The 14,237-nt window shown below is 42.1% G+C and carries 15 protein-coding genes and 1 riboswitch; of the genes, 11 read left to right on the top strand and 4 right to left on the bottom strand.

Features of this window, described 5'->3' with window-relative positions; genetic code table 11:
- Nucleotides 1-47: 47 nt before the first annotated feature.
- Nucleotides 48-698: a Type 1 glutamine amidotransferase-like domain-containing protein gene (locus tag J7E35_RS03000; protein ID WP_214776830.1), complete on the top strand. Its 651-nt coding sequence runs from the start codon at nt 48-50 to the stop codon at nt 696-698.
- Nucleotides 699-986: 288 nt separating this feature from the next.
- Here J7E35_RS03000 and J7E35_RS02995 read toward each other — a convergent pair whose 3' ends face one another.
- The gene (locus J7E35_RS02995) at nt 987-1,340 is read right to left on the bottom strand and encodes a response regulator transcription factor (RefSeq protein WP_214776828.1); all 354 of its coding nucleotides are present in this window, start codon (nt 1,338-1,340) and stop codon (nt 987-989) included.
- A 338-nt stretch (nt 1,341-1,678) separates the two neighbouring features.
- Between J7E35_RS02995 and J7E35_RS02990 the strand changes: the two genes are divergently transcribed.
- Genes J7E35_RS02990 through J7E35_RS02970 form a run of 5 tightly spaced genes read left to right on the top strand, consistent with a single transcriptional unit; the run spans nt 1,679 to nt 5,588 of the window.
- On the top strand, nt 1,679-2,326 hold the full coding sequence (locus tag J7E35_RS02990) for a class I SAM-dependent DNA methyltransferase (RefSeq protein WP_214776825.1): 648 nt from the start codon (nt 1,679-1,681) through the stop codon (nt 2,324-2,326).
- A gap of 23 nt (nt 2,327-2,349) precedes the next feature.
- Nucleotides 2,350-3,048: a 5'-methylthioadenosine/S-adenosylhomocysteine nucleosidase gene (mtnN, locus tag J7E35_RS02985; protein WP_214776823.1), complete on the top strand. Its 699-nt coding sequence runs from the start codon at nt 2,350-2,352 to the stop codon at nt 3,046-3,048.
- A complete protein-coding gene (locus J7E35_RS02980) occupies nt 3,048-3,515 on the top strand; it encodes an S-ribosylhomocysteine lyase (protein ID WP_214737839.1) in 468 nt (155 codons plus the stop codon). The genes mtnN and J7E35_RS02980 overlap by 1 nt, the downstream gene beginning before the upstream one ends.
- Nucleotides 3,516-3,530: 15 nt before the next feature.
- Nucleotides 3,531-4,454: a PLP-dependent cysteine synthase family protein gene (locus J7E35_RS02975; RefSeq protein WP_214776821.1), complete on the top strand. Its 924-nt coding sequence runs from the start codon at nt 3,531-3,533 to the stop codon at nt 4,452-4,454.
- Entirely contained in the window at nt 4,455-5,588 is a 1,134-nt protein-coding gene (locus tag J7E35_RS02970; protein ID WP_214776819.1) for a bifunctional cystathionine gamma-lyase/homocysteine desulfhydrase, read from the top strand.
- A gap of 124 nt (nt 5,589-5,712) precedes the next feature.
- On the opposite strand, the gene J7E35_RS02965 is transcribed toward J7E35_RS02970, so the two are convergent.
- Complete coding sequence (locus J7E35_RS02965; RefSeq protein ID WP_214777680.1) at nt 5,713-7,023, bottom strand: nucleobase:cation symporter-2 family protein; 1,311 nt, start codon at nt 7,021-7,023, stop codon at nt 5,713-5,715.
- Entirely contained in the window at nt 7,023-7,625 is a 603-nt protein-coding gene (locus J7E35_RS02960) for a xanthine phosphoribosyltransferase (RefSeq protein ID WP_214776817.1), read from the bottom strand. The genes J7E35_RS02965 and J7E35_RS02960 overlap by 1 nt, the downstream gene beginning before the upstream one ends.
- Before the next feature lie 130 nt (nt 7,626-7,755).
- A riboswitch (purine riboswitch) is annotated at nt 7,756-7,857 on the bottom strand.
- A 193-nt stretch (nt 7,858-8,050) separates the two neighbouring features.
- Here J7E35_RS02960 and J7E35_RS02955 point away from each other — a divergent pair.
- Together J7E35_RS02955 and J7E35_RS02950 are read left to right on the top strand one after the other, a co-directional pair.
- Nucleotides 8,051-9,799 carry an ABC transporter ATP-binding protein gene (locus J7E35_RS02955; RefSeq protein ID WP_214776816.1) on the top strand — a complete coding sequence of 583 codons (1,749 nt, stop codon included), beginning with the start codon at nt 8,051-8,053 and terminating at the stop codon, nt 9,797-9,799.
- Nucleotides 9,800-9,802: 3 nt separating this feature from the next.
- Nucleotides 9,803-11,596, top strand: a complete 1,794-nt coding sequence (locus J7E35_RS02950) for an ABC transporter ATP-binding protein (protein WP_214776814.1) — start codon at nt 9,803-9,805, stop codon at nt 11,594-11,596.
- 60 nt (nt 11,597-11,656) lie between these two features.
- Here the strand turns inward: J7E35_RS02950 and J7E35_RS02945 are convergent, their stop codons facing one another.
- Nucleotides 11,657-11,827 carry an aspartyl-phosphate phosphatase Spo0E family protein gene (locus tag J7E35_RS02945; RefSeq protein ID WP_192471306.1) on the bottom strand — a complete coding sequence of 57 codons (171 nt, stop codon included), beginning with the start codon at nt 11,825-11,827 and terminating at the stop codon, nt 11,657-11,659.
- Nucleotides 11,828-12,128: 301 nt separating this feature from the next.
- Here J7E35_RS02945 and J7E35_RS02940 point away from each other — a divergent pair, with 301 nt between their 5' ends.
- From J7E35_RS02940 to J7E35_RS02930, 3 genes are all read left to right on the top strand, one after another.
- The gene (locus J7E35_RS02940) at nt 12,129-12,836 is read left to right on the top strand and encodes a cytochrome c biogenesis CcdA family protein (RefSeq protein ID WP_214776813.1); all 708 of its coding nucleotides are present in this window, start codon (nt 12,129-12,131) and stop codon (nt 12,834-12,836) included.
- Nucleotides 12,837-13,131: 295 nt separating this feature from the next.
- A complete protein-coding gene (locus tag J7E35_RS02935; protein ID WP_214776811.1) occupies nt 13,132-13,491 on the top strand; it encodes a response regulator in 360 nt (119 codons plus the stop codon).
- 82 nt (nt 13,492-13,573) lie between these two features.
- Nucleotides 13,574-14,056, top strand: coding sequence for a CcdC family protein (locus J7E35_RS02930; protein ID WP_214776808.1), 483 nt, complete (start codon nt 13,574-13,576; stop codon nt 14,054-14,056).
- Nucleotides 14,057-14,237 lie beyond the last annotated feature (181 nt).

Raw genomic sequence — 14,237 nt, 5'->3', positions numbered from 1 at the left:
TTTATGCAGTGCCTTTATCGAAATAATTATTAAAATTTTGGAAAGAGATGAACAAGATGAGAAAACTAGTATTGCTGAGTGATTTGAGAAATATGAATCACGCTTTAATAAGCAAAATCAAAAATGTTACTGGTGGCCAGTCTTTTAGGCTTGCTTATATCCCGTCACGAACAGATAAAGAAAGATGGTATTTTGAAAAAGCCAAGCCAGAGTTTTCGGAATTAGGAATTACTGATTTCTTTTATTTTGACGTAGACGAAGATTTTGAATTATCACAGCTGAAGGAGTTTATAAGCTGTGACGCCATTTTTCTGTCAGGGGGAAATACATATCATTTTTTGAAAAACCTGAAGGAACAGAACATTGTAAAATATATCAAAAAAATGGTGGACGAGGGGAAGCCTTTAATCGGTGTTAGTGCCGGCAGCATTATCATGTCCAAATTAATCAAGATTGCCGCATTCCATGACGAAAATGAAGTCCAGTTAAATGAATTAAGTGGGTTAGGACTGGTGGATTTTGAGTTTATGCCCCATTGGAACAGAGAAAGTGATCAGCTGGATGAGCTTTTAAAATATTCCCTTATTCAGGAAGAAAGCATTTTTACCTGCGATGACGGTGATGGAATAGTCATTGAAGGAGATGAAATTGAGTTTTATGGAGATATAAAGGAGATACGAAGAGGTGCGTTGCTATAAAATTAGGAAAGTTCATGCTATACAATCCTCTATCGGACAAACGGCGAAACGCATGAAAAGTGTCCGAAAGAAGAGCTCTATCGGACAAACAGAAGGCGAAACACATGAAAAGTGTCCGAAAGAAGAGCTCTATCGGACAACCAGAAGGCGAAACACATGAAAAGTGTCCGAAAGAAGCGCTCTATCGGACAAACAGAAGGCGAAACGCATGAAAAGTGTCCGAAAGAAGAGCTCTATCGGACAAACGGAAGGCGGACCGCATAGAAAAGTGTCCGATAGAAGTCTATATTACAAGAGCCCCTTTATCTTCGAAACTACATCCTTAGGGCTGAATGGCTTCAAGATGTATTCGTTGGCTCCTAATTCTTCTCCTCGTTTAAGGTCACTAGCTTCCCCTTTAGCTGAAAGCATGATCACGGGTGTGTCTTTGGTTTTCCTGATTTCCTCTAATACTGAAAAACCATCCCTTCCAGGCATTAATATGTCCAGAATAATGACATCAAATGAATCCTGTAAAGCTTTCTCCAAAGCTGCTTCCCCATTGTTTGCAACTTCAACGACAAACGCTTCTCTTTCTAGATACATCTTTAATAAATGGCTAATTCTTTGTTCATCCTCAGCAACTAGCACTTTCTTTCCCATGTTTTCCCCCTGAAAAATCTTTGTTATGGCTGTTTTCGTAAAGCTTGATAAAAAGCCAATTTGTAGGTCGGTATTAAGTGTGCAAGCTCTGTCTCATCATTGTGAGAAACATAGGTCATTCAATCCTACTTTGTAGTCAATAACAACAAATTTTGAGAAAAGAGCTTTGTTTATTGTAAGTATACACTATTGCCAGGTTGTTTTCTTCGATAGTGAGGGAAATTTATCACGGTAAAAAAATTGATTTTAAAAATTGAACGTGATAATATGTGACCTATAATGTTTTAATTCATACTATGCTTATAGGAATTATAATAATTAAATCGGAGTGAATGAAAATGGGTCGGGAATTTATCCCCTTATTTGATGATTGGGCCGAATATTACGAGGACACAGTGTCCGGACTTGATAGTGAATACAAAGAGGTATTTGAAAATTATGATAAAATATTAGAAACAGTTGCCATAAAGTCGAACAGTACAGTTTTGGAGTTTGGAGTAGGTACAGGGAATCTTACTGAAAAGCTGATTTCATTAGGAAGAGATGTATATGGGGTAGAGCCTTCCAAAGTGATGAGAGAAAAAACAAAAGCTCGATTCACGGATTTGCAATTATTCGACGGGGATTTCATTAACTTCCCGGAGATGCCTGGAAAAGTAGATACGATCGTAAGCACGTATGCTTTTCATCATTTAACAGATGAAGAAAAGGATACAGCCCTAAAATTGTACAGCAATCTCTTGGGTGAACAAGGGAAGATTGTGTTTGCTGATACTGCTTTTGTAAATGAAGAGGACCGGGAAGAACGATATCGAATCGTAAAAGAGCAGGGGCATGAAAATTTGCTTGCTGATCTAAAGAGAGAATACTACACAACTCTCGAAGCTTTGGAGAGGCTTTTCGAGAAAAATGGGTTTCAGGTTTCTTTTGAAAAAATGAACTCCTATGTTTGGCTGATGGAAGCTGTTAAAGTAAGCAAAAATTAATATGGTATTGGAGAGTTGCAGCAATGAGAGTTGGAATAATCGGAGCAATGGATGAAGAGGTTGATTTACTGCGCAGCAAGCTAGAGGATAGAGAAGATACGATTCTAGCAGGAAGCGAATTTTACAAAGGCAAGATTGATAGTTTAGAAGTTGTGCTCCTTAAATCTGGCATAGGAAAAGTGAACGCGGCATTGGGAACGGCTTTGTTGATTGAAAAATTCGAGCCGGATGTCATTATCAATACGGGATCTGCAGGCGGCTTCCACAAGGATCTCGATGTTGGAGATGTAGTCATTTCTACTGAAGTGAGACACCATGACGTTGATGTTACGATCTTTGGCTATGAATATGGCCAGGTCCCGAGAATGCCAGCATTTTTTGCTCCGGATGATAAGCTTGTAGCTGTGGCAGTAAAGAGCGCTGAACAAATTGATGGTATCCAGGTTGTTAATGGCTTGATCGCATCGGGCGATTCCTTTATGAATGATCCAGAGAGGGTGGAATTCATCAGGACCAAGCTGCCTGATTTGTATGCTGCCGAAATGGAGGCAGCAGCAATCGCACAGGTCGCATACCAATTTGAAAAACCATTTGTTATTATCAGGTCGCTCTCCGACATTGCCGGCAAGGAATCGAATATTTCATTTGACCAATTCTTGGAAACAGCGGCGAAAAATTCCGCAGAACTAATTTTACTAATGTTAGAGGAGTTGAAGAAGTAATGGTAAAGAAAATGAATGTAGAAAGCTTTAATTTAGATCACACGAAGGTGGCCGCACCATATATCCGTTTGGCAGGAACAACACAGGGTGCCAGTGGCGATGTTATCCACAAGTATGATATCCGCTTTTGCCAGCCGAACAAGGAGCATATGGAAATGCCAGGCCTTCACTCACTTGAACATTTAATGGCTGAAAACATTCGCAATCATCATGCAAGTGTCGTCGATATTAGTCCGATGGGCTGCCAGACTGGATTTTATCTCTCAGTGATCAACCATGATGATTACGACAATATTCTAGAAGTATTAGAAGAAACTCTTAAAGATGTGCTTGAAGCAGATGAGGTTCCTGCCTGCAATGAAATTCAGTGCGGGTGGGCTGCAAGCCACAGCCTTGAGGGAGCAAAAGAAATTGCAGCAAAGATGCTGGAAAAGAAAGATGAATGGCGCCAGGTATTTGCTGAATAAGGAGAGTTAAAAGCAATGACGGTTTACCGCAGTATCCATGAATTAATAGGACATACACCAATGGTTGAACTTACCCAATTCCATTTGCCTGAAGATGTCCGCTTATACGCAAAGCTGGAATACTTAAACCCAGGAGGCAGCATTAAAGACCGGCTGGGAGTAGAGTTGCTAGACGAGGCATTCCGTACAGGCAAGTTGGAAAAAGGCGGCACTCTGATCGAGCCAACTGCCGGGAACACGGGGATCGGGCTGGCGTTGGCAGCAATCAACAAAGGGATTAAGGTTATCTTTGTTGTGCCGGAAAAGTTCAGCTTGGAAAAACAAACGTTGATGAGAGCACTTGGTGCAAATATCATCCATACACCTACTTCGGAAGGGATGGCTGGAGCAATTCGCAAAACAGAACAATTGCTCGAAGAAATCCGTAATTCCTACTCACCGGCTCAATTTTCCAATCCGTCAAATCCGGAAACGTATTATAAAACACTGGGACCAGAGATTTGGCAAGACTTAGATGGCAGAATTGATATTTTCGTAGCAGGAGCGGGAACCGGAGGAACATTCATGGGTACTGCAAAGTTTTTAAAAGAGAAAAATCCAATGATAAAGACCGTCATTATTGAACCGGAAGGATCGATTCTAAATGGAGGCGAGTCTGGTCCCCATAAAACAGAAGGAATCGGAATGGAATTCCTTCCGCCATACATGGACACTGCTTTATTTGATGAGATTTATACCATTTCCGATGAAAATGCATTCGACCGCTTGAAGGAACTCGCGGCTAGAGAGGGAATACTTGCTGCAAGCTCATCAGGCGCAGCTCTTCACGCAGCTTTACAAGAAGCACGAAAAGCCCCTCCTGGCACAAACATTGTTACTGTCTTTCCAGACGGAAGTGAACGTTATTTAAGCAAGAAAATCTACGAGGGGGGAATTTAAATGAAACGCAAAACAAAAATGATTCACGGAGGGATACCTGGAGATAAAACTACAGGTGCTGTTTCGTTTCCTATTTATCAAGTAAGTACTTACAAGCAAGATGAGGTTGGAGTCCATAAAGGGTATGAATATTCACGGACAGGCAACCCAACGAGATTTGCTTTAGAAGAGTTGATCAAGGATCTGGAGGAAGGGAAAAGGGGATTTGCCTTCGGTTCCGGAATGGCGGCAATCACAGCCGTGATGATGCTCTTTAATTCAGGAGACCATATCATTCTGACTGATGATGTATATGGCGGGACATACAGGGTTATGAACAAGGTCCTAAACCGTATCGGCATTGAATCTACATTTGTGGACACAACAGACCTTGAAGCGGTGAAGGCTGCAATTCAGCCAAACACTAAGGCCCTTTACATCGAAACACCAACAAACCCACTTTTAAAAGTAACGGACATTAAGGCATGCGCAGACTTGGCAAAAGAAAATGACTTGTTGACTATTGTCGATAATACTTTCAGTACACCATACTGGCAGACACCTTTGACTCTGGGCGCTGATATGGTTCTTCATTCTGCAACCAAGTATCTAGGCGGCCACAGTGATGTAGTGGCAGGGTTGGTCGTCGTGAATGATGAAAAGCTTGCAGATGATCTTCATTTTGTCCAAAACTCAACCGGAGGAATTCTTGGGCCTCAGGATTCCTGGCTGCTTGTGCGGGGGATTAAAACTCTGGGTCTTCGGATGGAAGCGCACGAGGCGAACACTAAGAAGATCGTCGAGTTTCTATCAGAACACAAAGGTGTGGAGAAAATCTATTATCCCGGTCTGGAAACTCATCCACAGCATGCAATTGCAAAGGAACAGGCAGGAGGATTCGGCGGTATGGTCAGCTTTGACGTAGGAAGCGCTGAAAAAGCGGCTGAGGTGTTAGGGAAGGTAAAATATTTCACACTTGCTGAGAGTCTTGGCGCGGTGGAAAGCTTAATATCTGTTCCAGCCAAAATGACCCATGCATCTATCCCTGCAGAGAGAAGAGCAGAATTAGGAATTACCGACGGGTTAATCCGCATTTCTGTCGGAATTGAAGATGCAGAGGACTTAATAGAGGATCTGAAGCAGGCATTACAATAGAAATCCTATGCCGATTGGCGCCCGAAAATCCGAGATTTGCGAAAAACAGATCACCAAATGAATAATATAATGAAAACAGGCACCGGATTTCAACCGGTGCCTTAATTTTGTTATACCAACCATATTATGAAGCCTTCTGCTCAGCAAAAGAAGCTTGCTGGGCTGCTTTTTCCCCTTTAAAAACATTGAATACCAGATTCAATGCGATGGCGGTTAAACTGCCGGCGACGATACCGTTGTCTGTCAGGATTCGGATGCTTGATGGCATTTGTGTGAATAATTCCGGCACGGCTGTCACACCGAGACCCATTCCGACTGAGCATGCAATGATCAATAAATTCTCCTGTGATGAGAACTCTACCGCGCTAAGCATTTTGATTCCATAGGCGACAACCATGCCGAACATAGCTACCATTGCTCCTCCTAAGACAGGGGTAGGGATGATCGTAGTCAGGGCACCAATTTTTGGTACAAGTCCGAGCAATACAAGAAAAGCACCCGCTGTGTATATGACATTCTTTGTTTTAACTCCTGACAGCTGAAGAAGTCCAACGTTTTGTGAATAAGTGGTATAAGGAAAAGCGTTAAAGAATGCTCCGAGGATAATCGCAAGACCCTCGGCACGGTAGCCATTTGCAAGATCTTTTTCCTCCAGCTTTTCTTCACAAATATCACTCAAAGCAAAGTATACTCCTGTTGATTCCACAAGACTGACCATCGCCACAAGGATCATTGTCAGGATCGCTGATACTTCAAATGTTGGCAAACCAAAATAAAACGGTGCTGGCATATGGAACCAGGAAGCCTCCCCGACAGCGGCGAAATTAACCATTCCCATAAAATAGGCAACGGTAGTTCCCGCGGCTAATCCTAACAAAATAGCTATGGCACGAACAAATCCTTTAAAGAAACGGAATAGCACAATAATGAACAGCAATGTGCCAAATGCCAATCCGATGTTTGTTAGAGAACCATAATCAGGGCTGCCCTGTCCGCCTGCCATATTATTCATCGCTACAGGAATTAAAGTGATCCCAATAATCGTTACAACAGATCCGGTGACAACCGGAGGGAAAAATCTGACGAGCTTTCCAAAGAACTTTGAAATCACGACGACAAATATACCTGAAACAAGTATGGATCCGTAGATTGCTGAAATACCATATTGTCCGCCAATCGCAATCATTGGTCCGACGGCAGTGAAGGTACAGCCTAGTACGACAGGAAGGCCGATGCCGAAGAATTTGTTGCGCCATACCTGCAGGAGGGTAGCGATACCGCACATGAAAATATCAATCGAAACTAAATAAGTCAGCTGTTCTCCTGTTAATCCGAGGGCTCCTCCGACAATGAGGGGAACAATCACTGCTCCTGCGTACATAGCCAGAACATGCTGGATTCCTAATGAAGCTATTTTTATAGGATTCTGTTTCATCATGTCAATTCCACCTTTTTCTCAGAAGTAGGTTGTTCAAAACAGACTAAGCCACCTTCAAGGGAGCTTATTACGGCCAATGATTCGACCCGATAGCCTTTTTCTCGCAGAAGGGATCCGCCATTTTGAAAACCCTTTTCAATCACAATGCCGATTCCTGCTATTGTTGCTTGCGCCTTATTGGCTATTTCTGCAAGGCCAAGTGCTGCTTGTCCGTTGGCGAGGAAATCATCAATGATCAAAACTTTATCGTCTTCAGACAGGTATTGATTTGAAACAGAAATTTCACTAGTCTCTTCCTTGGTAAAAGAAAAGACAGAGGCTGTAATCAGATTATTTACGAGAGTTAGAGACTTTCTTTTTCTTGCAAAAACAACTGGTACACTCAGCTGAAGGCCTGCCATAACAGCAGGAGCTATTCCAGATGATTCAATCGTCAATACTTTGGTTATCCCGCTACCCTCAAACCGCTGGGCAAATTCCTTCCCGATTTCCAGCATCAGCTGCGGATCAATCTGGTGATTTAGAAATGAATCTACCTTCAGTACAGATGATGACAGGACGATGCCTTCGTTTTTAATTTTTTCAACAAGCAGTTCCATCGTATTCCTCCTCTTTAGATGAGGGCCCAAAATACAAAAAAGCCCATAGCCTTGCATTCACAACATAAAATGAGTGAAGCAATGGCCTTGGGCTTACAATAAGCTGCGGGCAAACAGAGGTTGAACAGAACCCTCTGCATTGCTCACTCATAGTCGGATCATTTACGGTAATCCGGTAGAAACTTGCAGGCCATATCCCCGCGATTATATGAGTGAATGTATGAATTTAAAAATATTATATCACTATTTCAACTTGTTTCAACAGGAAAACTCCGAAAATACGAACAAATCGGAAATAGTTTAAATAAAATATTCGTTTATTGATATTTAACTCGTCAAGCCGTGATTTAAAATAAAAAATCTTCCCCATTTTACAAATATTTGATAAACTATTTAAGCATTTGAGGGGTTTGGGGGATATACAGATGAGCGTATTCAAGGATTTATTATGGTATTTCAAGTCAGAGAAAAAGGCTTATTTGACAGGAATTTCCCTTCTGTTATTTGTAGCTTTGCTTCAGCTCGTCCCGCCGCGCGTCATTGGAATAATCGTAGATGAGATCACCAATGGGACACTGACGGCCGGGAAACTAGGGAAATGGATTTTAGTTTTAGCCGCTTCAGGGCTGACGATGTATTCGCTAAGGTATTACTGGCGGATCATGATTTTTGGTTCAGCGGTAAAACTGGCCCGCCTATTAAGAAATCGGCTTTATGCCCATTTTACGAGCATGTCGCAATCTTTTTACCAAAAGAGAAGGACAGGGGACCTGATGGCTCATGCCACAAATGACCTTTCGGCGATCCAGCAGACTGCTGGTGCCGGTGTCCTGACCTTTGTTGACTCTGTCTCAACCGGCGGCTTCGTCATCATCGCGATGGCAGCGACAATCAGCTGGAAGCTGACATTGATCGCTCTGATTCCTATGCCGTTCATGGCTTTGCTGACTAGCTGGTACGGGACGATGCTACATAAAAGGTTCCATAAAGCCCAGGAAGCTTTTTCAAATCTAAACGATAAGACACAGGAAAGCATTACGGGAATTAAGGTCATCAAAACATTTGGCCAGGAAAAAGAAGATATCGAGGATTTCCGTAAACAGTCTGAGGATGTTGTGAAGAAGAACATTTCCGTCGCGAAGGTTGATGCTTTATTTGACCCGACGATTTCCATCATTGTCGGTATCTCATTCTTCTTATCGATTGCTTTTGGAGCTAGGTATGTTTTGAACGGTGAACTGACAATTGGACAGCTGGTGGCTTTCACTTCCTATCTAGGCTTGCTGGTGTGGCCGATGCTGGCGTTCGGCTGGTTTTTCAATATTGTGGAACGTGGAAGGGCCTCATATGACCGTGTTTCCGCCTTGCTTGATGAAAAAATCGACATCCAGGACACACCAGATGCCCTGGATATTGTGCCGAATGGCGACATTAAATATGATATTGAGTCATTTACCTATCCTGGTGACCAGGAAGCTTTATTGAAGGATATCAAATTTGATTTAGGGAAAGGGCAGACGCTGGGAATCGTCGGAAAAACCGGTGCCGGAAAAACGAGTCTATTGAAGCTGTTAATTCGTGAATTCGACCTTTCAGAGGGCAGCATCTGCATTGGCGGGAGAAGTATCCGGGAATATAAGATGGATCGATTGAGACAGGCGATCGGATACGTGCCACAGGATCATTTCCTTTTCTCCGCGACTGTCAAGGAGAACATTGCCTTCGCAAATCCTTCGGTTGATAAGGAAGTTATCTATAGTTCAGCAAGAGTGGCGAACATCCATGATGACATTCTTGAATTTACGGATGGCTACCAAACGGTTGTCGGGGAGCGAGGAGTTTCACTCTCAGGCGGCCAGAAGCAGCGAATCTCGATTGCCCGCGCATTGGTGATGAATCCGGAAATCCTGATCCTGGATGACTCCCTGTCGGCGGTCGATGCGAAGACCGAGGAACAGATTTTATCAGCATTGAAAGAAAATCGAAAAGACAAGACAACAATTATCACTGCACACCGATTGAGCGCCATCCACCATGCTGATCTGATCGTTGTCCTCGAGGATGGCCGGATTGCTGAACGCGGCACTCACGACCAGCTGATGGAGAATGACGGCTGGTACAAGGATATGTATTTGAGGCAGCAGCTTGAAGAGCTTGTCGAGCAGGGAGGGTGACCAATGGAAAAAACGCCTGTGTTAAACGCAAAGGAGCAGCGTTCCGTGCTGTTCCGGCTTCTTGCCTATGGGAAGCCGCATTTAAAAATGATTTTTGTCGCATTCGGATTCCTTCTGCTCGCAACGGTTGGTGACGTGCTTGGTCCGATTTTGGTAAAAATCTTCATCGATGAATACTTGAGGGAAGGATACATGCCTTTCGAGCCATTGTTGATGCTGGGTGCTGCTTATATTGGCATTCAAATTCTCAATGTGCTTGTTTCTTATTTTCAGCTTCTAAAGTTTCAGGAGATTGCCTTAAAAATCATCCAGCAAATGAGGATTGATGTATTTACAAAGGTCCAGCAGCTAGGGCTGAAATATTTCGATAAAACGCCTGCCGGCTCGCTTGTGTCAAGGGTTACCAATGATACTGAGGCGATCAAGGATATGTTCGTCAGCGTCATTGCGACTTTTATCCAAAGCGGCTTCTTGCTGTTCGGGATCTTTGTCGCGATGTTCATCCTGAATGTGAAGCTGGCATTGTTCACAATGCTGATTTTACCATTCATCGTGTTCATCATGAGCTTGTATCGTAAACTGAGCTCAAGGTTTTACCAGGATATGCGTGAACGGCTGAGCCAGCTGAATGCGAAGCTCAGTGAATCACTACAGGGAATGTCGATTATCCAGATGTTCCGACAGGAAGAAAGGTTGAAAAGGGAATTCGGTGAAATCAATGACAAGCATTTTGATGCGGGGATGAAAAACATCAAGGCAGACGGACTCCTGCTGCGCCCGGCGGTTGACCTTGTCTATATTTTAGCGTTAATTATCGTACTCAGCTTTTTTGGGATTACTTCTTTTGACAGTCCGATTGAGATAGGGGTGCTGTATGCATTCATCAATTACCTGGATCGCTTTTTCGAGCCGGTGAACAATATGATGATGCGCCTTTCCATGTACCAGCAGGCGATTGTTGCTGCGTCACGTGTTTTCAAGCTGCTTGATGAAGATGAGCTTGCACCGGGCCAGACTGGGACAGAAGCTGATAAAATCAATGAAGGAAAAATAGAATTCAAGGATGTCAGTTTTTCCTATGATGGCAAAAGGGATGTATTGAAAAATATCAGTTTCACCGTAAATCCTGGGGAAACTCTTGCCTTTGTCGGCCATACTGGAAGCGGGAAAAGCTCGATCATCAACCTGTTGATGCGCTTTTATGAGTTCGAACGGGGCGACATCTTAATTGATAATCGTTCAATAAAAAATTATCCTGTAAAAGAGCTGCGGGAAAAAATGGGACTTGTGCTTCAGGATCCATTTTTGTTCTATGGAACAGTTGGGGATAATATCAGGCTTCACAACAGTGATTTGACCGAAGAAGATATTAAAAAGGCAGCTGAATTTGTCCAGGCAGATTCATTCATTGAAAAACTGGAGGATGGATATGCACAAAAAGTGACGGAGCGAGGCTCAACTTTTTCGAGCGGACAAAGGCAATTGATGGCTTTTGCGAGGACGATTGCGGCAAATCCGAAAATCCTTGTTCTCGATGAAGCGACTGCAAATATTGATACGGAAACCGAAGAGGCCATCCAGACGGCACTCGCCAAAATGCGCAAAGGTAGAACCACGATAGCCATTGCCCATCGCCTGTCGACCATCCAGGATGCAGACCAGATCATCGTCCTCCATCATGGAGAAATAGTTGAACGTGGAACACATCAGGAACTGCTTTCACAACAGGGACTTTACCATAAGATGTATCTCCTTCAGAATGGTTCAGTAGAACGACTGGAAGATGTTGTTGGATAAACAATACTGATGACATAAAAAATAAAACAGCTATAACGCTTATGGCGTTTTAGCTGTTTTTTAGTGGGCTGCTATCTTTTTTATATAAACACGGTTATATTCATTTAATAGTTCATCAAGTTCCTGGCTATAAGTGATAGCTATGGTAGAATTCAAGCCATTTTGAGAAGCGATTTGGATTAGCTCTTCGCGTTTCTTTTCAATGAGGGTGATCAGTTGCTCTTTAGACAATGTGAAAATCCTTTCTTGTTTTATCTCTCGGCAATATAGGAAAAAAGCTTATGTAAAATCGTTATAAATATAGTAATTGTTACAAGTGCTATATTAGTATATAGCATATACTGCCAAATTTCAAAAGAAACATTTGTAAATTATTTTCCTGTTAAAATTATACACCATAGTTTATTACCCAGTTTTTAAATAGGTAAACACCTTTTCTATAGAAATTAATAAATTGTTCACAGTTAAACTATAATAGTAGTATATGGTTTTGTTAGAATGGGACTAACGAATATGGACTGGAGATGGAATGATGACAGATATTAATATTTTCATTGCTATGGGAGCGGGGTTCCTTAGCTTTATTTCTCCATGCTGCTTGCCGCTTTACCCCGCGTTTTTATCTTATATTACCGGAATGTCCGTGGGTGAATTGAAAAGCGAAAATGCGATGCTGCAAAAGCGCAGTCTGCTCCATACATTATTTTTCCTGCTGGGCTTTTCGGTCATTTTCATTGCAATTGGCTTTGGAACCTCTTTCGTCGGCCAATTTTTCATGCAGTACCAGGACCTCATCCGTCAATTGGGTGCCATCTTTATAGTTGCTTTCGGGTTAATGGTAATCGGCTTCTTTAAGCCTGAATTTTTGATGAAAGACAGGAAGATAGAATTCAAGAACCGCCCATCCGGTTATTTCGGGTCCTCATTGATCGGTATGGCATTTGCAGCCGGATGGACTCCATGTACTGGCCCGATCCTCGCCTCAGTCATTCTGCTTGCGAGCTCAAACCCAGGATCAGGAATGCTGTATATGATCGCGTATACTCTTGGATTTGCGATTCCGTTTTTCATTCTTTCTTTCTTTATCGGAAAAATGCAGTGGATCCGTAAGCATAATGTGAAAATTGTTAAAATCGGCGGCTATATCATGATATTAGTCGGAATCATGTTGTTCTTCGATTGGATGACGAAGCTGATTTCGTTTCTTTCAATGTTTTTTGGTGATTTTACAGGGTTTTAAAAAGGGATAATTGGATTCCTGTGACTCTGTGCTTAATGTCATGAGAACCTTTTTAATTACAATGGTAATGAGAAATAGGTAAAATATAGAGAAACCCAATTAAAGCCGTTATAACTTCAGGATAATCAGGAGCATATGCCCATATTTATGATTATATTCATAAGGAAAATTCACCATGTGAGAATTTTGTCGGTGTCTTTACATTGAAAATAATGGTTAAATATAGTTATATAGTAACTAAGGAGAATTTTAACAAATTAATATAATTGTTGTGATTGTCGGGGAGGATACAGCAATGGCCAGAATTTTGATAGTTGACGACGCAAAATTTATGAGAATCACCTTAACCAATATTCTGAAGAAAGCGAATCACGAAATAGTAGGGGAAGCTGAAAATGGACGTGAAGCAGTCATGCTGTATCGTGAGCTAAAGCCCGACCTTGTGACAATGGATATTACAATGCCTGAAATGAGCGGACTGGATGCCGTAAAAGAAATAAAACGGGAATTCAAGGATGCAAAAATCATCATGTGCTCTGCCATGGGTCAGCAGAAAATGGTGGTGGATGCAATCGAGGCAGGGGCAAAAGATTTTATCGTAAAGCCTTTCGATGATTCACAGGTGGTCGATTCTGTATTAAGAGTATTAAGATAAGAAACAGCCATTTAAGTCTATCTTAAATGGCTTATTTTCATTATAATTATGGGGAAATCTATTATAAGGGATGAAATAAAGAATGAATTATGTTCTGGCGTCAACAGTTGGAGCAATTGGCATGGCCATCTTCGTGACTTTCATGAGGATGAAGGCTGCCAAAAAACCAGCATCTGCCAAGAAAATTATCTTACCGCCAATCTTCATGAGCACCGGTGCGCTCATGTTCATCTTCCCAATGTTCCGGGTTCATTTTTTACAGATTATTGAGGCACTTACAGTGGGAATGTTATTTTCGATCCTTCTTATCAAGACCTCTAAATTCGAAGTAAGGGGCCGGGAAATCTTTTTAAAAAGATCCAAGGCATTTGCCTTCATTTTAATCGGTCTGTTGATCGTACGTGTAATTGCTAAGCTTGTGCTAAGCAGCTCATTCGATGTAGGCGAACTGGGCGGCATGTTCTGGATCCTTGCCTTTGGAATGATTGTTCCGTGGAGAGTCGCGATGTATTTGCAGTTTAAAAAGCTTCACACTGAAGTGAATAGTGATAAGAAAATGAATTAATCAGAAATCCCCTGCCAATTGGCGTGGGATTTTTTTAATTCTTTCATCCTGCTTCGGAATATATGGATATAAATGTATTTTGTGGAATGGTATGATGGAAATGATTGAATTATTAAAAAGTATGCAGGTGCCAGGTGAAAATAATATGTGCCGGCAAAACTAAAATTTACTTGGAGTTTGT

Origin of the sequence: Bacillus sp. ISL-45 (assembly GCF_018613195.1) — a bacterium.
GTDB lineage: Bacteria > Bacillota > Bacilli > Bacillales > Cytobacillaceae > Mesobacillus.
The sequence above is the reverse complement of the archived record's forward strand: the minus strand, read 5'-3'. Positions and strand labels throughout refer to the sequence as shown.